Source organism: Thalassotalea piscium, from assembly GCF_030295935.1.
GTDB classification, from domain to species: Bacteria; Pseudomonadota; Gammaproteobacteria; order Enterobacterales; family Alteromonadaceae; genus Thalassotalea_B; species Thalassotalea_B piscium.
Map to the genome: position 1 here is coordinate 2180592 of NZ_AP027362.1, position 22100 is coordinate 2202691.

Genomic DNA, 22100 nt, shown 5'->3' on the forward strand with positions numbered 1-22100 from the left:
ATTAGGGTCAACATGCCCTACTGTCATTAACAATTAAAAAAGGCAATGATATTCATTGCCTTTTTTATCTTAACAATAAGTTTGGTACTAATTAATGATAATGTGCATCACAAAGAAACTAACCATGATTGGGCTATTAATTTTAGCCATTAGTAGTTGTTCTCAAAATATAACCGTTAATAGCAATCTTGATCCTGAAAACTTTCGAGAGTATTTTTCAGTAGGTAAAGTTAGCATTATAAAAGATGAGTCTGAGTTGCCAAAGCCTTATAAATATATTGGTCTTGTTGAAGGTCAGTCTTGCCAACTAAAAGCTCACCATGAACTCCCTAATGAAATAGACGCGAGAACAGATACCAGAAAGAATGCTATAACAATGAATGCTAATGCCGTACTTTTCACTTCTTGCACTTTGATCACCAATAACGAAGCAGATAAGCAATGTATCGCAACAAGAGTTTGTTATGCAAAAGCTTACATTATTCAACAGCCTAAGTAGTTAGTAGCAACTGATAATGACAGAGCCATCTTCTTTCAATTTTGCACCAATTGGATTAGTCAATTCACCCTATAAAGAAAAGTTTGCCATTCCTCGCCAGCCAGGGCTAGTAAGTGCTGCTCAAGGTACTATAACCTTACTCAACGATGCCAACCACCAAGACTTAGTGAGAGGTTTAGCGCAGTTTAGTCATATTTGGCTGATTTTCGTGTTTCACGGTACACAAACTCAAGGGTGGAAGCCCTTAGTTAGACCACCAAGGCTAGGCGGTAATAAAAAAATGGGGGTGTTGGCAACTCGATCCACCTTCAGGCCTAACCCTATTGGTATGTCGGTGGTTGCTTTAAACGAAATAACCGTTAAGCAGCAACAAGTAATACTACATATTTCGGGCTTAGACTTATTAGATCAAACACCAATACTCGATATAAAACCCTATATCCCCTACTCAGACGCTATAAGTTCAGCAGATGCTGGCTTTGCTCACACCGCGCCTACAGAGTTGTTAAATGTACGCTTTAGCGAGCAAGCACAACAGGTAATTGAGCAACAGCAAAGCTTGTATCCTCAGCTTGAGCTGTTAATTAGCCAAGTGTTAGCTCAAGATCCTCGCCCAGCTTATAAAAAACAACAAATAGACAGTAAAGTGTATGGTATTGCACTGTATCAGTTTAATATTTTGTGGCATGTAGATTCTAACAACCAAATTCAAGTAACTGATATCATTCCAATCTAACAGGCTATATAGCTGCTTTTTCTGTGTATAAAATAGTTCATTTAATAAAGCACATTAATAATGTACTAGTGGCAGTTAACAATACTAAAAATGACCTTTTTCAACCACAGCTGTGGTCCAATATTTTAACCTCGCAGGTTGGCAAATAGGAGTAAGTAGCCTTTTTAATTCTGGTAATAGGTGACTAGGGAGCAAAACTTCAAATTGGCAAAATGAGCGAAAGCCTTCAACTTGCTCAGCAATATCAAACAGGCTATGTTTTTTACTATAGCCATTAATTTCCTTCAAATTGAAGCCTGATATATCTGAAAAGCTCATAAGTATATCAATAACCTCATCTTCTAGGCTTTTAGGTGCATTAAGAAAAAAAATTATATTATCTGGCATTTCTTTGCTCCAACCAACAATAAAAAATTGGTAATAAGTACAGTGTGGTAAACGTAGAGGTGACTAAGCCACCGATCACAACAATGGCCAATGGCTTTTGAATTTCTGCACCTGGGCCAGTTGCAAAAACGAGAGGTAATAAGCCAAACATTGCAGTTGTGGCAGTCATCAGTACAGGCCTTAAGCGACGTATGGCTCCATCAATTACTCGACGTGTAATGTCAGTGGCAAACATTTTAGTTTGTTCAAAGTAACTTATCATTACAATACCGTTAAGAACAGCAATTCCCAATAGCGCAATAAAACCAACAGAGGCAGGTACTGATAAATATTCATCTGTAATGTATAAACCAATAATACCGCCAACTAAAGCAAAAGGAATATTAGCTATAATCAAACCTGACTTAGCTATTGAATTGAAGGTAGTAAATAGAATAATAAAAATCAGCCCTAACGCGATAGGTATCAGTAATAATAGGTTATTAGTGGCTCTTTGCTGGCTTTCAAACTCTCCACCAAATGAAAGCGAATAACCGGTGGGTAAGTTAATTGTATTTTTAATTTGGTTACTAAGATCTTCAACGTAACCCACCACGTCACGATTAATCACGTTAACACTCACGGAGGCGAATCTATTTCCTTTCTCTCGTTCTATTAATAAAGGCCCCGTTTGAAAGCTTACTTGTGCAACTTCTTCAAGTGGTATTAATTGATTGTTAGGCATTAAAATTAACTGCGACTTCAACGCATTTATAGAGTTAATTGTATTAGTATTTTCAGTACTCTGCTTAAGGCCATTGAACATAATAGGTATTGATTTATTGCCTTCGAGTAAGCTTGATACTTGTAACCCTTCAATTTGTGACGTTAAGTAATGACTTAATGTCTCGATAGTTAAACCAAATTGGCTAGCCACTTCCGGAATAAGCGTTATATTAACAAATTTACCGCCTTCAATAATTGCCATTTGTACATCAGTGCCGCCCCTAGTTTTTTCAGCTAGTGCTGACACCTTCTTCGCAAGGTCCGCTAGTACACTGATATCGTTACCGATAATTTTTATTGATATATCACCTGTACCTCCTGTTAGCATTTCAGAAACTCGCATCTGTATGGGTTGTGTAAAACCAACATTTATCCCTGGGAAGCGCTTTAAGGTTTGACGAATATCTTCAATTAACTCTGCTTTAGTATTAAATCGCCACTGCTCTTTCGGAGCGAGTTCCATAAAAACATCTGTTTCGTTTAATCCCATAGGGTCAAGTCCAAGTTCATCAGAACCCGTTCGTGCAACAATCTGAACAAGTTCTGGTGTTTGAGCTAATAAAGCTTTTTCAATTTGTTTATCGATATCGATAGATGCAGGCAATGAAATACTAGGTGACTTTTCAAGCTGCACAATAATATCGCCCTCATCTAGAACCGGCATGAAACTTTTGCCTAATTGCTGAACCAGAAAAATACTAACAACAAGAAACAAAACCCCAACCATGATTAACATTTTAGGTTTTTGTATCGCACTTTCGAGCGTTTTACCGTAAATTTTCTGAAGAAATAGCACGAGTCGGGGCTGTGCTACCGGACCCGCTTTTAATAAAAATGAGGCGAGTATAGGTATAATTGTTAACGACAATAACAAAGCACTGATCATTGCAAAAACAATCGTTAATGCGACAGGGGTAAATAATTTACCTTCTAAACCTGACAAGGTAAGTAAAGGAGAAAATACAATAATAATAATTAGCGTACCTGAAAATACAGGTGTAGCAACCTCTTTACAAGCACGATAAATTACATGCAAACGAGGCGAATTTTGATTTAAGGCAAGTCGATTTAAAATATTTTCAACAATAACAACTGAAGCGTCAACTAACATACCTATTGCGATAACTAAGCCTCCTAAACTCATTAAATTGGCTGACAGGTTAAAGTACTTCATCAAAATAAAAGTCAGTAGCGCTGACATAGGTAAAGACAGCGACACAACAAGCGATGAACGAATATCTCCTAAAAATATTGCCAGTAAAACAATCACTAAAATTACCGCTTGTGCTAATGCACTAGTAATGGTTGTTATAGCAGTGTCAATTAATGTTGAACGGTCATAAAATACATTGATAGTGGTACCCGCAGGTAAAGATAACTCAATTTCTTTTAATTTTACTTTTACATCGTCAATAACTTGAGCCGTATTACTGTTTTTAAGCGCAATAATAAGCCCTTGAGTTGCTTCTTCTGAGTTTTTAGTTACAGCGCCATAACGCGTTAAAGCACCAATACCTACAGAGGCAATATCTTTTAATTGTATGAACTTGCCATCAACGCTTTTAATAACGGTTTGCCCAATTGATTCTATGTTTTCAAACTTACCTTGAGTACGAAGTATCAAGGCATCATTACCTTTAATTAAGCGCCCTATCCCCCCATTTTTATTAGATTGAATAACCGCGGTCTCAATCTCTTCAAAACTAATTCCGTATTGTTGCATTGCTAACACGTCAGGTTTTATCTCATACGTTTTCACAAAGCCACCTAAGCTATTAACGTCTGCAACGCCCTCAACAGTCCTTAATAATGGGCGAATATGCCAATCAAGTATTTCGCGCTTAGCTGTTAACGATAAATCATCGTTATCAACGGTAAACATAAATACTTCACTTAATGGCGTGCTCATAGGTGCGATTCCGCCACTGATATTCGCAGGTAAAAGTGGCATCACACTCATTAAACGTTCATTAACCTGTTGTCGAGCCCAATAAATATCAGTGCCTTCTTTAAAGTCAATGGTAATATCAGTAATCGAGTATTTTGTGGTAGAGCGCAGCATTTCCTGCGAGGGAATACCGAGTAGTTCGGTTTCTATAATTCTAGTAACTTGTGACTCTATTTCTACCGCATTCATTCCGGGTAATTTCAGTACAATTTTAACCTGAGTAGGCGAAATTTCAGGAAATGCATCTACTGGAATACTCAACCATGCCTTAGCACCAAAAAACAAAGCAATGAATAGAAATATGCTGACAAAAAGTCGCTGAGTAAGGGAGAACTTAATTAAGAGATTCAACATTTACTCTGCTCCTAACTTGAGCAAAATGCCCTGAACTATGCTTACTGAGCTTGCTAGCACTTCTTTATTGCTGATATCTTCATTAGTAATAATATACGTATTTTCTTGATCAGTGCTGGCAATAGTTAGTGGATAAAAGCGTAATTTGTCCACTATTTTTACCGCAATAAAATCACGGTTTTCAAACTCGAATATTGATGACGAAGGAACTTTGTATCCAGCAAAGTGATAGACGGGTGATACTGTAAGCGTTTGTCCTAACCTGAAATTACAGTTATTTGTTGCTGGGCTTGCCCATACCCTGCTGTGGTATTTATTGGCCAACATCTCAACGTTTTTAATCACTAATTGGCAATTTGAAGACACAACAAAATGCGAAAGGTTTTGTTGTTGGCTTATTGGGATAAGTATTTCTACCTTAACAGATTCAGGATTAATAATTTCAAATGCTAAATCATTTACAGACTTACTATTTTCTACATTTTTTAAACTAACAATGCCATTTTCAGGGCTAATAAAATACACATTTTCATTTTCATCAACTGTTAAAAATGACAATTGATGGTTAAAGTGCTCTAGTTGGAGTTTAGCATCAAAGTAGCTTTGAGATATAGCTAGCCATTCTGAACTTTTAAGAGTTTTATCATTAAAATGACGTTTATTCGTTAAATAATGCAACTCTGATGCTGAGAAGATAGCTTTAACAGATTCATATTCATCAAGGAAATGATGTACCTCATATCCTTCAATTTTGGCAATTTTTTCTCCTCTACCGACAGTTGAACCATTTTTTACTAAATAACTAATTTTTTGTATGCCAAAAGGAAGTGATACTGAATAATTTTCACCGGTTCTAAAAGTTACTTTTCCTGTTAAACTTTGACCGTTAAGAAAATTTGCAGGCTCAATAGTTGTAAACTCTGTTTGAAAGTCTCCAAGACTGGACAGAGAAACTGTAGGTATATTTTCGTTAGCTTTAACATTATGTACACTCAATAAAAGTGATAACACAATTAATAAAGCCGTATTGACAGTAGTGCTAAGAGTAGTAGTGACAAATTTCCAACTAAATATAAGATTTAACATAGTTAATACATCGATAACTTTTAACGGTAGATGCATCCATCTTACCCTTTATTTTTGGTAATTCATCAGACATGTGTCAATATTTTTGCTATGGTACATTTGCCCATTGTAATTATAAGCATTTGAAATAAAGAGAATAAAATGAACGACAGAGTAATCGCTGCCATATTAATGATAATTATGGTACTTAATTTTTTTGATGTATTAACAGATATATCATTAGGTGTTCCTGCCTGGCATATTTTTTCTGAAAGCTTGATTGTTATTGTCTCTGGTATTGGCGCTATCTTTTTAATTAAAGATATCTATGCAAAATCATCGAATGTTGCCAAATTAAAAAATGAATTGATGATCTCAGACGACAAGCTTAAAAATATTTCAACAGAAATGATCAATGCACGTACTCAATATGCAGAAGTAATTCACTCGCAATTTGAACGTTGGGGATTAACTAAAAGCGAACAAGAAGTGGCTATGCTATTATTGAAAGGCTTAAGTTTTAAAGAAATAAGCGGTTTACGAAATACTAAAGAAAAAACAGTTCGCCAACAAGCTTCTCTTATTTACAGTAAAGCCAGTGTTCAAGGTCGTCATGAATTTGCAGCTTGGTTTTTAGAAGATTTTATGGTGACAAATTAAAGGGCAGCAAATAAAGCTTAGATAGTTTTTACTACCCTTTAAAGTCAAAGTAGACTTATTTGCTCTTAATAACCTCACCAGCTTTCATTACAAAATCAACATCAAGTAATTCTTCAATATTGTTAAGTGGGCTACCATGTGTGGCAATAATATCAGCCATTTTCCCTACCTCAAGTGTACCTAGGCTACTACTTCTATCGATTAAATCAGCAGCATTTACCGTCGCTGATTTAATAATATCGGCTGCCGGCATGCCAGCGTTAAACATCAGTACGGCTTCTTGTGCATTTGTGCCATGTTGAGACACGCCACTGTCGGTGCCAAACGCTATTTTAACACCGGCTTTATATGCTTTAGCAAAGTTACCTTTCATATCCGTACCAACTTTAATCGCTTTTACTTTTTGTGACTCAGATAACACATTGGTATTTTTTGCCATTTGTAGCACTGTTTCGCCAGCAAGTAAGGTAGGAACAAGGTAGGCGCCTGTTTCTTTAAAAAGCTTATAGGCTTTTTTGCCAGCATAAGTGCCATGTTCAATGCTTGCTACACCTGCTTCAAGTGCTGCAATAATACCATCTTCCTGATGTGCATGACTTGCAACCTTACTTCCCATGCGTTTAGCCGCTAAAACAACTTCTTTGAGCTCGTCCATTTCCATTTGCTGGCCCGTACCCGTTGCTCGATCTGTTAATACACCGCCAGTAGAAGTAATTTTAATTAAGTCTGCGCCATACTTAATTGAATGACGAGCGGCACGGCGACAATCAAAAGGCCCATTACAAATTGTTTTATTACTTTCATCATGAAATTCCATCAACTCAGGGCTTACACCACTTACATCTGCATGGCCTCCCGTAATACCAACACCACCAGCTGCAATAATGGTTGGCCCTTGCATCCAACCATTATCTATTGCATCGCGCATAGCATACATTTCTTGAGGACTTGAACCAACATCACGTACCGTTGTAAAGCCCGCATTGAGTGTACGCATAGCAAACATATGCGATCGCATTTGCATCAATTGCGATGACATTTTTAACGTTTCACTATCATTTCTTGGGCCAAGTTCACCTTGCAAATGCACATGCATATCCATTAAGCCTGGCATAACAAAACTTGAAGATAAATCAATGAGTGTTGCATCTTCAGCTATTTCTTTCGGGTTAATAAAGCCTGACTTTACTTGTAATATTTTTCCATCTTTTATCACTAATGTTTGCTTTGAGAGTGCCTTACTGCCGGGAACTGTTAGTAACTCCCCCGCATGAATCACTTTTGTATCAGCCCACGCATTAACCGCTAACGCCATTAATGTTAACGCAGCTGAAATTTTTAATTTATTATTCTTTAGTAACTTCATATAACCTCACTTTTTATTATTAGGGTCTGTTGATCTGCACAGTATCGATTCCACTTACAATACAGTAGCAATTACTGATGCACTATCAAAGTTATTAAGCAATTGAAGATAAATTAACGGTAAAAGCTATCGATTGAAGCAGATGCAGAAACAAAAAAGGCCAGTAAAAACTGGCCTTTGAAAATAAGTGTTATACCAGTTTCATTAAATAAGTGATCTATTTTATACGCAGTGAAAACAGTCAAATACAAGGCATTTATTTTCATAACTAGCTGCTCTAATTATAAAATAAATAACGCAGTAGTTGATTGTTTTAACCAGTAGAAATGATCACATAATTAGTGAGATTGGTTTTACCACATAAAACTTTTAGTGATGATGACCACCAACGCCATGTGCGTGACCATGCTCTATTTCTTCTTCTGTGGCATCTCTAACATCAACAACATCTAAGTCAAACGTTAACACTTTTCCTGCCAAAGGTGGGTTGATATCAACAGTTACCATAAAGCGTCCCGCTTTAATAATGGTTACTTGGCGCTGGCCTTGCTCTGTATTAATTACCGCAGTCATACCCGGTTTCCACTTAGTTGCGCCCATTAAATGTTTAACAGGTACACGTTGAACTGCATCTTCTTGGCGTTCACCATAAGCATCTTCAGGTTGTAATGTTACCGAAAATTTATCGCCGGCAGCTTTTTCTGCTAAGGCTTTTTCTACACCAACAATCATATTTTTATGACCATGCAAATATGCTAATGGCTCACTTTCGTAGGAATTTTCTATTTCTGTACCTGCTTCATCTTTTAGCCTGTAATGAAATTGCACTACTTTGTTATCTGTAATTTTCATTAAATATCCAATTTACTTGTCTATAAGTGGTTAATGCGGCAAGTTTAGCAAAGATGTTATCACTGCCAAAGTAATTAATGGCTACTGTGCGTTTTTCTACGGCATTTTCACTTATTTATGGGGAATAACCCCATTACATAAGTTCAGCCTTGTATAATCACCCAATAAATCGCTGCAAAAACGTACAGAAAAGAACAACACGCCCTAGTAGAATTACGCCTAAAGTAATAAAATAACGACACTCGCAATAATTAACGCCATACCTAACATATTCCATCGCAGTAATTTTTTCTTTAAAAATTCGATCGGTTAAAAACAAGGTGAAAAAAACTCAATTTGACCAAGCGCTTTAACGCAAGCCGCATTTTGATAACTTGCCCCTGTAAACCAACCAATTGACCCCAGCACACTCGTAATACCAATAAATAAGCACAAACGCCAATGGATGAACATCAGTAATAATTGTTTTTTGTCTTGAAACCAAACATAAACCACTGAAATTAAAGATTGTACGGTGATCATAAAAACTAAAGTTACCGCAGCACTAACCATTAAGTCGATATTAAGCGCTAAGCTAGACTGTCGAATAAGCAATGTTGTTATTGCTAATGCTAAACCAGAGACTAAGCCAAAACCAGCACCTGGGTTTTGCAATAAATCTTTTGTAGTAAACTTGACCTTTGATAAAATAATAACGCCGACAACGCCAATAACAACCGACAACCGACAACCAGCCTAAAAAGCTCATTGAAACTGAAAAAACTAAAGCCGCCACAATTGCCACTTGAATTGCTTCTGTTTTCGCTAAACTTGTTGCCACCGCAAAGTTTCCATATTTAAACGCTGCCACTAAACACGCTATGCCTATAATCTGCATAACACAGGCAATTAGCGCATATTGTAAAAATTGAGGATTAAGTTCAGGAATAGATTGTTGACGATACTCCAATAAAAATACTAAATAGAGCACTGCAAAAGGCAATGCATATAAATAACGTACGCCCGTTGTTGCCATGGCATTTAAATGCACTGATAACTTTTTTTGACCAGCGGTACGTACGGCCTGCATAAAAGCAGCAAGCAAGGTAAATCCAATCCAAATTTCCAATGAGCGTCTAGTATGTGCAGTTAACATTAAACAGCTATTAAATAATAATGAGCCGATAGGGAATAATATTTTAGTTTATTAACTGTGGGCTAAATAAACTACGCCCCAAATTTTTTGATTATACTGTTTCATCTAAATGAGGACGTAATATTACTTTACCATCACTTTTGTGAACCGCGTAATGATCTATCGCTTTTGCAAAACCAGAAAAACCAACCGATGCATAAATATCAGTTTTAAACACGCCAGAAGCAAAGAGCTTTTGAACTTTATTGCTTAATGCTAGCACCTGCCAAGGTTTAGCTTTTCCTATGTATGTAGCTAACCAAAAACCTTCAATTTTAATATCTCTGAAAATAACATCTGCAACCGAAAATCGACCACCGATAGGATCATGTGTATCGGTTAATCGACCATAAACTATTGCAGTTGAACCTTTTGGCATACCTTTTAACGTTCTTGGTGTATCGTCAGCTGCAACGGCATCAAGTAAAACAGTTGCATTAATCGCTGTTGCTAAGGCGTTAAGTTTTTCGTCGAAGTCTTCATCAACAGTATTTAACACATGATCAGCACCAAGCTCCGTTAGTACATCAACATTAGTCTGGCTTCTTACTGTCGCAATTGTTTTTATCCCCACTAATTTTGCGTAACGAATAGCACCTTTACCTACTTGGCTTGCTGCCGCATTTATAACAATAGACTTAGCGCCCAACGCTTGTGCTCGTTCAACCATACATACTGATGTACAAGGGTTTACAATTAAAGTTGCAGCTTGCTCATCAGAAATTTCTTTTCTCACTGGTAAACAAAAGTTAGCTTTTGTTATTGCATATTTTGCCCAGACACCATCTATACCTGGTTGTGCAGAAATGGCAACTCGCTTTCCTGTTAACCATTTACCATAAAAACCAGCATTAGCGTCAATAACAATTCCTACCCCTTCAAAGCCACAGTAAGCATTGTTTTGTGGAGCTAAACCATATTTACCTAATAAATAAACAAGATCCGAAGGGTTTACAGGGCTAGCTAACATTTTTATCAATACTTGGCCTATTTGTAATGGCGGTATTTCTTTCTCTATTAAATTAAGACGCTGCGAAGAGGTTAAACTTTCATCTTCACTAAGTACTAGCGCAAAGCCTTTATTGTTAACTGTCAATTGTTGTTGTGTCATATTATTTGGTCATATTATTGTTTTGTTGTATTGCTTGATAATGAATACAATAGCGGCTTATTTAGGTTTCATCGTGATAGCAGCAATAGTTATTTATCGTCAGACTTTAGCCGCCACTCTCCATGGTAAACATTAAAACTATCAGCTTTTAAAAAAGCAATTAAGGTTAAATTGAAACGTTTGGCTGCTTTTATTGCAAGCCCTGAAGGCGCACCTAAAGCCACAAGAACAGGAATACCCGCAACTAATACTTTTTGAATCATTTCAAAGCTTACTCTGCTTGAAATAACAACGTAACTTTCACTGTAATTAAAAGCAGTATTGGTAAGTGCTATTTGGCCAATTAATTTATCTAATGCATTATGACGACCTATATCTTCTTTAATTTCAATCATGTGGCCGTTTTGATCAAATAACGCGGCACTATGTGCTCCTCCAGTTATTTTTTGTAAATATTGCTCTTTTAGTAAAGCATTTTCAGCCGTAAATATAAATCGCTTATTAAGCCAATGTCTATTTGAAGGTAGTCGCGTTAGTACTTTCATTTCAAGTGATTGAAGCGATGTGTTACCACAGAGGCCACAACTACTATACGCTGGCTGGTATTTATTAATTGACTTTAAGCTTGCCTTGCGAGAGCTGTCTAATTCAACTTCCCAGCTATTGCTTTGATTGTTTTCATCATTCTCTGGCATTAACTTAATCATTTGAGTTGTATCTGTAATAACGCCATCTGCTAATAACAATCCGGTAATATGTGCTGATTCATCACCCGGCGTTCTCATTGTTACTGTATAAATTAAGGAGTCTAAAATGACTCCTTTAGATATAAATGTCAGTTTTATTTGCAAAGGTTGCTCACAGATCACCTTATCACTGTCTAAAGTGTTGGAATTTAGTGTGTGTACCTTTTTATTGACTTGCTCAATGTTTTTTTTCAAAAAAGACTCTTTAAAGGGTTAAATAATTACATAAAAGTTAACTAGGGCGTGTTGATCTTTCGAGTACAAATTTTGTACGAATTAAACATGATTTAATTGAGGCGTAGCGAATAAAGTGTAGTATTCTACATAAATGAGCTAGACAGCTTCCGCGTCCTGCTCACGCTAAGTACCTACTTCCGTGTAGGCACAGCTTCCGCGTCCTGCTCACGCTAAGTACCTACTTCCGTGTAGGCAACGAAAAGTAAATCATGTTTAAACGTATCCGTAGGACAGCTCCTCTTTGGTTTTTCTACGGCGTTTTCACTTATTTATGGGGAACAACCCCATTACATAAGTTCAGCCTTGTATAAACACCAAATAAATCGCTGCAAAAATGTACAGCAAAGATCAACACGCCCTAACTATTTATATTAATTTCGACTTTGCGCTATAATAACAACCAATAGTAAGCGCAAGGAAGCTATCATGAAAAACATTCCAACCTCATTAATCAATACTTGGTTATTTCTCATTAAAAGTGAAGACCCCAAATTAACTAAGTCAAAAGCACTCGCTGCTAAGCATATTAAACAAAACTTTGGCAATAGTGAATTAGCTCATTTATATATTGAGCAGTTAAAAGACAAAACGATAGAAATTATTCTTATCTAGCGTTATTTTATGGCATAATCGTGTTATATTTTATCTCTACTTAGCAAAATGCTTACTTTATTTACACATTTTAATGCCGTTTGTGGTCAAAAAGTACAATTGATGCTCGATGAGTTGTCATTAGCATATACGGTTTACCCAGTTAACTTAAGAGACAGTGAACAACATAGCGCTTGGTTTTTAAAGCTCAATCCTAATGGTCAAGTTCCTGTGCTACTAGATGGCGATCTTCCAATATGTGAATCAACAGAAATTTGCACATACCTAGATAGTAAATTTAACAATAGGACACATTTCTCTGATCTCGAGCACCAAAGCGACACAGCTAAAGAGTGGTTGCATTTTATTGACCATGAAATACACACCGCATGCAGTTTACTCAGTTGGTGTATTGCAATTCGCCCTGAAATGTTGAAGAAAACTGAACTTCAGATAAAGCAGCATTTAAATGCAATTCCTTGTGAGAAACAACAGCACGATAGAACAAAAGCCCTTAAACTTGGTTTGAACTTACCCGAACTTTCGTCTGCACTATCAACCTTTAAAGTACTTTTAACTAAAATGGCTCGTCTTCTAGCGCAGAATAATTATATATTGAGTGATAACGTTAGTATCTTAGATATTGTTACTCTCCCTTACATTGAGCGTTTAACTTTACTATCTTTTACGCCAATGTGGCAGGAATATCCCGAAATTTGCCAATGGCATCAAAGAATGACAAAACTCAAAGGCTATCAAATTTGCTTTCATGAAAGCTATCCTCCTGGCTTTAAGCAACGCTGGTTAGGTTATGGTGAAATAGCCAAAGAAAAACTACTCAACTTAAAACGCAGTTAATTTAATATTAAAACAACAAATCCCTCTAAAACCTAAATATTAACCACAAAGATAAAACTAAACACGTGCATAAAGAGCATATTCAGAATATAATTCACACAGTTCAACTCGGTGTTACTTAAAGCATTGTTAGCATTACACCATATAAAATAGGGTTACTTAGCGTTATGTACCATGGCAAATGTTTGTGTGGCGAAGTTAACGTCATCATCAAAGGTAAGATCAGTGATATTATTCACTGTCATTGTTCGCTATGTAGAAAAAATAGCGGTACTGCTTTTGCTACAAATGGTTTCATCAATACCGCTGACTTTACTATTGTCTCAGGCAAGGATAATTTAACGACATTTTCTTTCAAACCTGGTCGAAATAGACACTTTTGTCGTACATGTGGCTCTCCTATTTATAGTTCGAATGACCAAGACCCCACCCGCCTAAGAATTAGGTTAGGCGTAATTGATTCAAAGATTAGTGAGCGTCCGCTTTCTCATAATTTTGTCGCATCGAAAGCGACTTGGGAAGACTTAGATGCAAACTTACCAAAGTATGATACCTTTGAACCGAGTCGAAAGTAAGCATTTATACTGCTCAATAAATTAACAAAGCAACTGTTAAAACACTTAGCGATACATTAGTTAATTATATATGTCTGATTTTTTAATATCTCAAATTTTAGTTACCATAACTCTTATTATAGAGTTCTTTGCAATGCAGTTAAAAAATAAAAATTATATTTTGGCAGCACTCTCTGTTAGTTGTTTTTTTAATGGAATTCATTATTTATTGCTTGACCAACCTACTGCAGGTCTTATTTTTTTATTTTCGAGTATTCGCTTTTTAGTATCTATTAAGTGGAAGTTTCAATGGGTATCTATAGCATCGCTATGTATTAGCTTAGTTATTACTATTACAACCTATATTGGCCTTTTAAGCATTATCGGCTTTGTTGCAACCGTTTTTGTTACTGTTGGATCTTTTAGCCATAACGATAAATTTTTGCGTTTAATGATGATAGCTGGGGGTACATTATGGTTTGTCCACAACCTTATATTGTGGACACCTGTTGGTATATTAGTTGAGGCTATTTTTGTCAGTAGTAGCTTTATTGGTTACTATCGCTACTATTTAACGAACAAGCCAATTAAGCCTTTGCCTCCAACCTATAAAGATAATTAAACTAAATACAGTAATTATTTTAAAATAGAGTTTCAGACACCTCATTATTTGACTGTTTATGCTAATTACGAGCATTTATAACTAATTTGTTCTTTGCAAATCAGAGTAAAATATGAGTATAGTTGTTTTATTATCAACACCTTGTAAAAGCTACGGCGCAAGGTAGTAATTCCCGTTTCATTAACTAGGTGATCTATTTTATAGGCAAGAAGAACAGTCAAATACAAGGTGTTTTTATAACGAGTTATTCAGGGCAGTTATGCTCCAGCGTTGTCCACATAGGCTGCATCCTTGTAGCGATAATTATTAAATAAAATACGCAGTAGTTGGTTGTTTTAGCTAGTAAGAATGATCACATAGTGAGTGAGATTGGTATGAATTAGCATAGGAAATAGGGTTAACTATGACATCCAGAACCACACTTTCTAGTTGGCATGCATTAATTGAACACGCCAAAGAAATGAAAAAACAACATATGAACGACTTGTTTGCCGCAGACAAGCATCGTTTTGATAAATTTTCGATAACGCTGCCTGCTTTTTTACTCGACTATTCTAAAAACTTAATCACCGAAGAAACCTTTAATAAATTAATTACGCTTGCGAAAGATTGTGAGCTTGAGCAATGGCGAGAGAAAATGCTTCGCGGTGAACATATTAATAGAACTGAAGATAGAGCCGTACTTCATACTGCGTTAAGAAATCGTAGCTTAACCACTATGGTAGTTGAAGGCAAAAATGTGACTGAGCAAGTAGAAAGCGCACTGATAAAGATGAAAGCCTTTAGTGAACAAGTTCGACAAGGACAATGGTTAGGCTATTCAGGCAAGCGTATTACCGATATTGTTAGTATTGGTGTTGGTGGTTCGAATTTAGGCCCGCAAATGGTCACAGAAGCGTTAAAACAGTACAGTGATCAAAGCTTAAATGTGCATTACGTATCAAATGTTGATGGTACACAAATAGCGAATGTACTCCGCCCATTAAACCCCGAAAATGTCATGTTTATTATTTCAAGTAAAACATTTACAACAACTGAAACAATGACCAACGCTAGAACAGCCGTAAAATGGCTAACTTCTGCATCGTTTGACGATAAAGCAATCGCTAAACATTTTGTAGCCGTTAGCGCTAACAAAGAAAATGCGATGGCATTTGGTATTGATGAAGAAAACATCTTCGATATGTGGGACTGGGTTGGAGGACGTTTTTCTTTATGGTCTGCTATAGGCTTACCAATTGCCTTAGACCTAGGCTTCGAGAAGTTTATTGAGCTGCTTGAAGGTGCACACGAAATGGATATGCATTTTACTAATACGCCGCTTGAAGATAATGCACCAGTAATTTTAGCGCTACTTAGCGTTTGGAACTGCACTTTTTTAGGTGCGCAATCACAAGCAATTTTACCTTACGATCAATCGTTGCATATGCTGTCAGCCTATATGCAACAAGCCGAAATGGAAAGCAACGGTAAATCAGTATCGTGGGATGGTATTGAAATTGACTACCCTACTGTACCTACAATTTGGGGTGAGGTTGGAATAAATGGCCAGCATGCATTTTATCAATACTTACACCAAAGTAATAATGTGGTACCTGCCGACTTTATCGGCTCAGTAGAAAGTGTAACGCCGGTACAAGGGCATCATCAAACATTAATTGCCAACTACTTTGCTCAAACCCAAGCATTAATGCAAGGGGTAAATGAAGAACAAGTACGAGCAGATCTAAAAGCAAAAGGACGTCAACCAGATTATATTGATAATGTTGCCCCCCATAAGGTACATAAGGGTAACCGTCCGACCAACAGTATTTTAATGAAACGTATTTCACCTCGCTCTATCGGTAGTTTAATTGCCCTTTATGAGCACAAAATATTTGTGCAAGGCATTATTTTGCAGATCTGTTCGTTTGATCAATGGGGAGTTGAACTAGGTAAAAGCCTAGCCCATGATATTGAAAAAGAATTAGAATCTACTGAAACTAATCCCTCATTAGATAGCTCTACAGCTGGATTAATTAATTTTTATAAAGCAAATTTAAGTTAATAAGCTGTCATTAATTGTTATGCATTATTCGCTGTATTAGGTTAGGTTACTAATACAGCGAAGCACGAACACTGCAACTTGTACTTCGCTTTAGTATCAACTAGCTTAGCCAAGCGTTTTAGCTTACTTTTTGATAAACCAGATAAGCAGCAATTAAATCACTCACCGCAGTACCAACCGACTTAAATAACGTTATTTCTTCGGCTGATTGTCTCAGAACATTTGGTTTTTTACACATATCGGCTAACTCTCCCTGAATACTTTCAGCCTTAAAAGTGCCTTCGGAAATAGGTATAAGCAACTCACCTGCTTCATGTAAAGTATTGGTTAAGCTGTCAACATAAACCCGCGCCTTTATCATTAATTTACTATCAACTTCCCTAGCCTCAGCGAGGTGATTGCCTAAACAATCAATATGTGAGCCTTTGGCAACTAATTCACCATCAAACAGTGGCGTTTTTGAACCTGTCGCACAACAAATAATATCTACATAGGGCACTTCTTGTTCAACATCTAAGCTAGTATGAAAACTAATATTTGGATATAACAGGCTAAATTCGTTAATGAGCTTTTGTACTTTATTCGCACTTCTGCCCCAGATAGTAATTTTTTTAAGATCACGAACACTGATATGCGCATGCAGTAAATAAGCAGCTAAATTACCAGTTCCAAATAACATAAAGTGTTGAGAGTTTTCTCGAGACAATAATTGGCTAGCTAAAGCTGAAATCGCCGCAGTACGCCAATAAGTTACACTGGTACCGTCGACCAGTGCTAATGGCTCACCAGTTTCACGACGAAATAGCATAATTTTCGAGAATAAACCGGGAATGTCATGCTTGGCATTATTATTTGGGAAATAAGTAAACATCTTATTGCCAATAACGTCCTCATTCCACGACGGCAGTAAAGCAAAGCCATCATGATTGTTTTGATCTTCAGGATCCAACAAATAAACTTGTCTTTGCGGCATATGAAATGGCTTACTAAAGCTTTGCTTAAGTAGCGGGATCAACTCAGCAAAGTTTAAACTTTGTTGTACTTGCTCTGTACTAATAACTTTCATTTTTTACTCATTTTAAAATTAGGCATTTATCAGCGCTTAAAGTTCCTGTAATTGTTTTGGTGCTTGTGTAATTATTTCTAGGCCTTGTTCAGTTAAGACCACGTCATCTTCAATACGAACACCGCCCCAATTAGGTATATAAATTCCTGGTTCAATGGTAATAACACAGCCCTGCTCGATTTTTATAGTGCAATCAGGTCCAAGAAAAGGTTGTTCGTGCAACTGTAAGCCAACGCCATGACCTAAGCCCTCGCCTGCATAATCTTTATATTCACTGCGGGCTAATACGTTGTCAGATTCTTCGTATAGTGCTTTCCCACTAACACCCGGTATTATTTTATCAAGTGCTGCTTGTTGAGCCGTTTGCACTAATTGATATATCTGTTTCTGTTTATTATCAGCCTTACCAAAAATAAAGGTTCGGGTCATATCAGAGCGATACCCATTAATCACAGCACCAAAGTCTATTAAAATGATATCTCCTCTTTTAAGTTGTCTATTCGAGGGTATACCATGAGGAAGTGCACTACGCTCGCCAAAAAGTAAAATAGTCGCAAAAGAGACTTCCTCTGAGCCCAATACTGACATTTGATAGTCTAGCTCGATAGCCAATTCACGCTCAGTAATACCTTCTTTCACCAATGGAAGGATATTTGCTAAAGCTTGGTCTGCAATTTTGGCTGCTTGTTTTATAAAGGATAATTCATCAGCACTTTTGATCATGCGCAATTTTTCAATCACACCAACGACAGCATTAATGGCTAATACTTTCGTTTGTTGCATTATCTGTGCATTCATACCTTGCCACTGTTCGACATTAATGTGGGCACTTTCAAAAAGTAATGTTTGGCACTTATTCTGATTTAATAATTCGATAATTAGGGCTGTAAGTGTTTGGTTTGCACGGTCACGACAAATAACACTAAAGCCAACAGCCTCCTGCTTTGCTTGTTCGAAATAGCGATAATCAGTAATTAAATAATTTGTATCTTCAGTGATTAATAGTGTTGCAGCATGCCCAGAAAACCCAGAGATATAGCGAATATTAATTTCACTAAATATAAGTACTCCACACTGTGGAGCGGTTAACAATTGCTGGCGTAACTTTTTAATTTTCATGTGTAGATCTCATTTGTTATGTACTGCTATTTAATAGCCTTAATCTGGTTTTAACTGTATGAATAGACCGGTGTGTATTTAGCGCAATAAAAAACCATTTTTAAGCGGATCTTTGGGGTCAAAAAGCCATTGTGCTTTTCCACTTACAAAGGCTTCGCCTGTTACATTTGCAATCACTGCATCATAATAATGTTCATTATTGCCATAACTAATACTTTCAATGGCTTTAACAACAAACTGACTACCCAAAATACTCTCAATAATAATGTTTTGCTGTAATGGTACTTCGCCTTTAGCAACATGCAACGCAATACGGCCGCTAACACCACTACCTGTAGGGCTTCTATCTAGCTCACCATCAGCAAATACACATACATTGCGGCTATGCACTGTATTATTATCAAACGTATTATCTTCATTATTTTGAACAAAAATAATACCATATAAAAAGCTTAAATCGGGTTCAAACGGATGTTTTACGGCAACTTTGTCGATAATCGCTTTTTTAATTCTTTTTCCATAGTCAGTAATTTTCCCTTGATGCTCTGGTGTTAAAATTAACCCTAAGCTTTGTGCTTGAACATACGCATAAAAAGCACCACCAAAAGCAATATCAAACTCAACTTTACCGATCCCCTCAACATCAACGCATTGACCTTTTGCAAAAACAAATGAAGGAACTGAATTAAAACTCACTTGGGTAATAGTTGTATCTTGTGGATAGCCTTGAGCATGAGCCTCTGCATGTATTTGGCCACAAGGCACATCAATGATAACTTTTGTGGTGTTACCTGTCTGTATTACTGCACCCGACTCTACCGCGCATTTAGCTAATGCAATTACGGCATGACCACACATGGTGCTATAACCTTCATTATGGATAAAAATTGCACCAAGATGACTATTTTCTCGCTCAGCTTTGGTAATAATCGCGCCATACATATCAGCATGGCCTCGAGGTTCAAACATTAATGCGCAACGTAAATCATCATAATTTTTTTGGCAGTCTCTTCTCATGGCTAAAATAGTATCGCCTTTAAGCAAAGGAAAGCCGCTAGTAATAATTCTTAACGGTTCACCACCGGTATGACACTCAAGGGTGTTGATTGTTAAAAAATCGTTATTGCTTGCCTTAGGCTGCCATTGTTCTAGCGTTTTTAATACATTGTTAATTCTATTCATAAGGAAAACTCTAATTACTCATTACTTTGGGCTGATTGAAAGTCTTGTTGTTTCTCAATGTCATTGACCAGTGTTCGGTTAAAAATATACAAGGCAATACAAGTTAAAAAACCTAGTAAAGCGATAATAAACCACATTAATAACGGGTTTGATAAATCTACCGCAAGAGACTGATATAACCAACCAGATAACAAGCCACCAAAGAGATTACCCAATGCCATTGAAACAAAGTAATAGCCCATAAACATGGCGGCTTTATCTGGTGGAGCAAAAGAGGCAACATACTCTTGGCTTTTAGGCGAAGCTGTCATTTCTCCAACTGCAAATATAACGATCGACACGGCTATCATTAAGCCACCAAAAACAACTCCACTCGCTAGGCCACCTACAAACATGGCTATTGATAAAATGGCTGTGCCTGCTATTAATGTTGGCAGCGCTTTATACCTTTGAATAAAGCGACTGATCACTATTTGAAAAAGAATAATCATTAAGAAGTCAATACTTAAAATAGTAGCAGGGTTGATCTGACGGTAATTTTCAGACCACTTTATTGCAAATTCAGTACTGTTTTGACCTAATTGGTCACCTGATTGTGCTAACACCGCAAAGGCATGAACAAGTTCGTTGTTAGGCACACGCACATCTAGCGAAGCTAATGTTGCCGATATCTCTTTTAAGCTAATTGCGTTTTTATTTAAGTCTATATGCGTAAAATTAGTACTCAAACGTACTATTTCGCTGGTTAAGCTATCAATATTAACCGTGGTTAACATATCGTGTAACCAAGGGCTAAGACGATATAACAAACGCACTAGATCTGAAGTATCAACAAAATCGCGAATGAACACAGGTAAAGTAATAAATATTTGTAAATAAACAACCCAAAAACCAGTAAGAATTAACAAATAAACCATAAAGGCTTTATTACCAACCTGCATAGTTTGTTTATACCAAGGTATTTGAGTATTGCTTGTATTGTTATTTTGGCGTGAAGCTTTAGTAGCCCATAAATCCCAAAAAATAGAAAGAGTAATTAAAGCAACGGCTATCAAACTCGTCACTTGACCACTTTGGACAATACCTGCATAAAAAGAAACTAACAGTATTAGTAACGGCACTACTAAAAGCGCTAAACGGGTATTCCCTAAAACCTCCTGCATTTCTTTAAAAACCTGCTTCATGCCACCTGTTTTTGCATGGCGCTTAGGCTCTTTATAAAAAAGTAATAAAGGAATAAAGTTAACTGAAATCCAAAGAGCTGCAAAGGTAAAAACCCATTCCCAACCATAATTTTTCTGAATAATAGGTGCGAGTAATGGACCTAAAAAACCACCTATATTAACCATCATATAGAAAATACCAAAACCTAAACCGCGGTTGGAATTATCAGTACTACGACTAATTGTAGCGATAACTACAGGTTTAAATATGCCAGCTCCTAAGGCGATCAACATGAATATACCAATAAAACTAGTCAGACTTTCTGCATAACCTAAGAAGTAATAGCTAGGAGCCATTAAAACGAAAGAAAGCATAAACATTTTTCGGTAGCCAAACCTATCCGCCAATGCACCTGAAACAACTGGAAATAGGTAAAGAAAAAATGGAACTATGCCCATGATCAAGCCACGCTCACTATTACCCAAACCTAAGCCACCTTGAGCACTTGGCGTCATAATATAGCTAGCAAGTAATGTATACATGCCATACCAAGCTAAGCGCTCAAAAATTTCCATTGTATTGGCAACATAAAAAGCTGCGGGAAAGGGTGTAATACTATTTTTATTCATCAGTGCCTGCTGTTTATTTTTATTTTAACTGAACAATTATTGACTATTGTATACAGTATATCTGACAATCACAAGTTACGAAAACTTAGGTATTGAAGAGAGGTTTAGCCATTTTAGATGAGTGAAAAATAACGGTATTGTAGAAAATTGCTGTATAGAATAGGAAAATGTTATTACGAGAATTAGATAGATGCTCTCAGCATGCGTTAATACACATTAGTGCTATATATTTCAGACTATGTTGGCTTTATAGTAGTCACAGTAGCTACTATAACGGATGGCATTATAAGTTGTACAATAATGTGCTGAGAGCCTGTCAAGCCAAGTAATTCATTCATAAGCTTAAGTCTGAATACAACACCCCAATA

General features: G+C 36.6%; 22 protein-coding genes. 8 read left to right on the forward strand and 14 right to left on the reverse strand.

From position 1 onward, the window contains the following. Window positions 1–124 precede the first annotated feature (124 nt). The gene (rcsF, locus tag QUD79_RS09470) at window positions 125–499 is read left to right on the forward strand and encodes an Rcs stress response system protein RcsF (RefSeq protein ID WP_184422606.1); all 375 of its coding nucleotides are present in this window, start codon (window positions 125–127) and stop codon (window positions 497–499) included. A gap of 16 nt (window positions 500–515) precedes the next feature. Next, the gene (gene tsaA, locus QUD79_RS09475; RefSeq protein ID WP_184422608.1) at window positions 516–1235 is read left to right on the forward strand and encodes a tRNA (N6-threonylcarbamoyladenosine(37)-N6)-methyltransferase TrmO; all 720 of its coding nucleotides are present in this window, start codon (window positions 516–518) and stop codon (window positions 1233–1235) included. A gap of 84 nt (window positions 1236–1319) precedes the next feature. Here the strand turns inward: tsaA and QUD79_RS09480 are convergent, their stop codons facing one another. From QUD79_RS09480 to QUD79_RS09490, 3 genes are read right to left on the reverse strand one after another with little or no spacing between them, the layout of a single operon-like run. Beyond that, window positions 1320–1622 (reverse strand): DUF3240 family protein, encoded by a 303-nt coding sequence (locus QUD79_RS09480; RefSeq protein ID WP_184422610.1) that lies wholly within the window; start codon window positions 1620–1622, stop codon window positions 1320–1322. Then, complete coding sequence (locus tag QUD79_RS09485; RefSeq protein WP_184422612.1) at window positions 1612–4689, reverse strand: efflux RND transporter permease subunit; 3078 nt, start codon at window positions 4687–4689, stop codon at window positions 1612–1614. Before QUD79_RS09485 ends, QUD79_RS09480 begins: the two co-directional genes overlap by 11 nt. Then, on the reverse strand, window positions 4690–5811 hold the full coding sequence (locus tag QUD79_RS09490) for an efflux RND transporter periplasmic adaptor subunit (protein WP_189379410.1): 1122 nt from the start codon (window positions 5809–5811) through the stop codon (window positions 4690–4692). It abuts the gene before it with no gap. A 105-nt stretch (window positions 5812–5916) separates the two neighbouring features. Between QUD79_RS09490 and QUD79_RS09495 the strand changes: the two genes are divergently transcribed. Continuing rightward, entirely contained in the window at window positions 5917–6414 is a 498-nt protein-coding gene (locus tag QUD79_RS09495; RefSeq protein WP_184422615.1) for a helix-turn-helix transcriptional regulator, read from the forward strand. Between the two features lie 55 nt (window positions 6415–6469). Here the strand turns inward: QUD79_RS09495 and QUD79_RS09500 are convergent, their stop codons facing one another. From QUD79_RS09500 to fdhD, 7 genes are all read right to left on the reverse strand, one after another. After that, entirely contained in the window at window positions 6470–7780 is a 1311-nt protein-coding gene (locus tag QUD79_RS09500) for an amidohydrolase family protein (RefSeq protein WP_184422617.1), read from the reverse strand. 113 nt (window positions 7781–7893) lie between these two features. Next, on the reverse strand, window positions 7894–8046 hold the full coding sequence (locus QUD79_RS09505; protein ID WP_184422619.1) for a hypothetical protein: 153 nt from the start codon (window positions 8044–8046) through the stop codon (window positions 7894–7896). Window positions 8047–8149: 103 nt separating this feature from the next. Beyond that, entirely contained in the window at window positions 8150–8632 is a 483-nt protein-coding gene (locus QUD79_RS09510; protein ID WP_184422621.1) for an FKBP-type peptidyl-prolyl cis-trans isomerase, read from the reverse strand. Window positions 8633–8941: 309 nt separating this feature from the next. Next, complete coding sequence (locus tag QUD79_RS09515) at window positions 8942–9226, reverse strand: hypothetical protein (protein WP_246454872.1); 285 nt, start codon at window positions 9224–9226, stop codon at window positions 8942–8944. Then, window positions 9207–9767 carry an EamA family transporter gene (locus QUD79_RS09520; RefSeq protein ID WP_246454873.1) on the reverse strand — a complete coding sequence of 187 codons (561 nt, stop codon included), beginning with the start codon at window positions 9765–9767 and terminating at the stop codon, window positions 9207–9209. Before QUD79_RS09520 ends, QUD79_RS09515 begins: the two co-directional genes overlap by 20 nt. 91 nt (window positions 9768–9858) lie before the next feature. Continuing rightward, entirely contained in the window at window positions 9859–10917 is a 1059-nt protein-coding gene (locus QUD79_RS09525) for a zinc-binding dehydrogenase (protein ID WP_184422623.1), read from the reverse strand. Window positions 10918–11006: 89 nt separating this feature from the next. Further along, window positions 11007–11858 (reverse strand): formate dehydrogenase accessory sulfurtransferase FdhD, encoded by an 852-nt coding sequence (fdhD, locus tag QUD79_RS09530; protein WP_184422625.1) that lies wholly within the window; start codon window positions 11856–11858, stop codon window positions 11007–11009. Between the two features lie 468 nt (window positions 11859–12326). Here fdhD and QUD79_RS09535 point away from each other — a divergent pair, with 468 nt between their 5' ends. From QUD79_RS09535 to pgi, 5 genes are all read left to right on the forward strand, one after another. Beyond that, window positions 12327–12512 (forward strand): hypothetical protein, encoded by a 186-nt coding sequence (locus QUD79_RS09535; RefSeq protein WP_184422627.1) that lies wholly within the window; start codon window positions 12327–12329, stop codon window positions 12510–12512. A gap of 48 nt (window positions 12513–12560) precedes the next feature. Then, entirely contained in the window at window positions 12561–13349 is a 789-nt protein-coding gene (locus QUD79_RS09540) for a glutathione S-transferase family protein (protein WP_184422629.1), read from the forward strand. A 167-nt stretch (window positions 13350–13516) separates the two neighbouring features. After that, a complete protein-coding gene (locus tag QUD79_RS09545; RefSeq protein ID WP_184422632.1) occupies window positions 13517–13924 on the forward strand; it encodes a GFA family protein in 408 nt (135 codons plus the stop codon). Window positions 13925–13994: 70 nt separating this feature from the next. Continuing rightward, the gene (locus QUD79_RS09550) at window positions 13995–14525 is read left to right on the forward strand and encodes a YgjV family protein (protein ID WP_184422634.1); all 531 of its coding nucleotides are present in this window, start codon (window positions 13995–13997) and stop codon (window positions 14523–14525) included. A gap of 403 nt (window positions 14526–14928) precedes the next feature. Continuing rightward, window positions 14929–16572 (forward strand): glucose-6-phosphate isomerase, encoded by a 1644-nt coding sequence (pgi, locus tag QUD79_RS09555; protein ID WP_184422636.1) that lies wholly within the window; start codon window positions 14929–14931, stop codon window positions 16570–16572. Window positions 16573–16690: 118 nt separating this feature from the next. Here the strand turns inward: pgi and lhpI are convergent, their stop codons facing one another. From lhpI to QUD79_RS09575, 4 genes are all read right to left on the reverse strand, one after another. Then, window positions 16691–17638, reverse strand: a complete 948-nt coding sequence (gene lhpI / locus QUD79_RS09560) for a bifunctional Delta(1)-pyrroline-2-carboxylate/Delta(1)-piperideine-2-carboxylate reductase (RefSeq protein ID WP_184422638.1) — start codon at window positions 17636–17638, stop codon at window positions 16691–16693. 36 nt (window positions 17639–17674) lie between these two features. Next, window positions 17675–18757, reverse strand: coding sequence for a M24 family metallopeptidase (locus QUD79_RS09565; RefSeq protein ID WP_184422641.1), 1083 nt, complete (start codon window positions 18755–18757; stop codon window positions 17675–17677). Window positions 18758–18835: 78 nt separating this feature from the next. Next, window positions 18836–19939, reverse strand: coding sequence for a proline racemase family protein (locus QUD79_RS09570; RefSeq protein ID WP_184422643.1), 1104 nt, complete (start codon window positions 19937–19939; stop codon window positions 18836–18838). Between the two features lie 14 nt (window positions 19940–19953). Next, window positions 19954–21732: an MFS transporter gene (locus tag QUD79_RS09575; RefSeq protein WP_184422646.1), complete on the reverse strand. Its 1779-nt coding sequence runs from the start codon at window positions 21730–21732 to the stop codon at window positions 19954–19956. Window positions 21733–22100: the final 368 nt, after the last annotated feature.

Bases quoted from the DNA above. Each gene is read 5' to 3' on its own strand.
- rcsF (WP_184422606.1), top strand. From the start codon at position 125: ATGATTGGGCTATTAATTTTAGCCATTAGTAGTTGTTCTCAAAATATA.
- tsaA (WP_184422608.1), top strand. From the start codon at position 516: ATGACAGAGCCATCTTCTTTCAATTTTGCACCAATTGGATTAGTCAAT.
- QUD79_RS09480 (WP_184422610.1), bottom strand. From the start codon at position 1,622: ATGCCAGATAATATAATTTTTTTTCTTAATGCACCTAAAAGCCTAGAA.
- QUD79_RS09485 (WP_184422612.1), bottom strand. From the start codon at position 4,689: ATGTTGAATCTCTTAATTAAGTTCTCCCTTACTCAGCGACTTTTTGTC.
- QUD79_RS09490 (WP_189379410.1), bottom strand. From the start codon at position 5,811: ATGCATCTACCGTTAAAAGTTATCGATGTATTAACTATGTTAAATCTT.
- QUD79_RS09495 (WP_184422615.1), top strand. From the start codon at position 5,917: ATGAACGACAGAGTAATCGCTGCCATATTAATGATAATTATGGTACTT.
- QUD79_RS09500 (WP_184422617.1), bottom strand. From the start codon at position 7,780: ATGAAGTTACTAAAGAATAATAAATTAAAAATTTCAGCTGCGTTAACA.
- QUD79_RS09505 (WP_184422619.1), bottom strand. From the start codon at position 8,046: ATGAAAATAAATGCCTTGTATTTGACTGTTTTCACTGCGTATAAAATA.
- QUD79_RS09510 (WP_184422621.1), bottom strand. From the start codon at position 8,632: ATGAAAATTACAGATAACAAAGTAGTGCAATTTCATTACAGGCTAAAA.
- QUD79_RS09520 (WP_246454873.1), bottom strand. From the start codon at position 9,767: ATGTTAACTGCACATACTAGACGCTCATTGGAAATTTGGATTGGATTT.
- QUD79_RS09525 (WP_184422623.1), bottom strand. From the start codon at position 10,917: ATGACACAACAACAATTGACAGTTAACAATAAAGGCTTTGCGCTAGTA.
- QUD79_RS09535 (WP_184422627.1), top strand. From the start codon at position 12,327: ATGAAAAACATTCCAACCTCATTAATCAATACTTGGTTATTTCTCATT.
- QUD79_RS09540 (WP_184422629.1), top strand. From the start codon at position 12,561: ATGCTTACTTTATTTACACATTTTAATGCCGTTTGTGGTCAAAAAGTA.
- QUD79_RS09545 (WP_184422632.1), top strand. From the start codon at position 13,517: ATGTACCATGGCAAATGTTTGTGTGGCGAAGTTAACGTCATCATCAAA.
- QUD79_RS09550 (WP_184422634.1), top strand. From the start codon at position 13,995: ATGTCTGATTTTTTAATATCTCAAATTTTAGTTACCATAACTCTTATT.
- pgi (WP_184422636.1), top strand. From the start codon at position 14,929: ATGACATCCAGAACCACACTTTCTAGTTGGCATGCATTAATTGAACAC.
- lhpI (WP_184422638.1), bottom strand. From the start codon at position 17,638: ATGAAAGTTATTAGTACAGAGCAAGTACAACAAAGTTTAAACTTTGCT.
- QUD79_RS09565 (WP_184422641.1), bottom strand. From the start codon at position 18,757: ATGAAAATTAAAAAGTTACGCCAGCAATTGTTAACCGCTCCACAGTGT.
- QUD79_RS09570 (WP_184422643.1), bottom strand. From the start codon at position 19,939: ATGAATAGAATTAACAATGTATTAAAAACGCTAGAACAATGGCAGCCT.
- QUD79_RS09575 (WP_184422646.1), bottom strand. From the start codon at position 21,732: ATGAATAAAAATAGTATTACACCCTTTCCCGCAGCTTTTTATGTTGCC.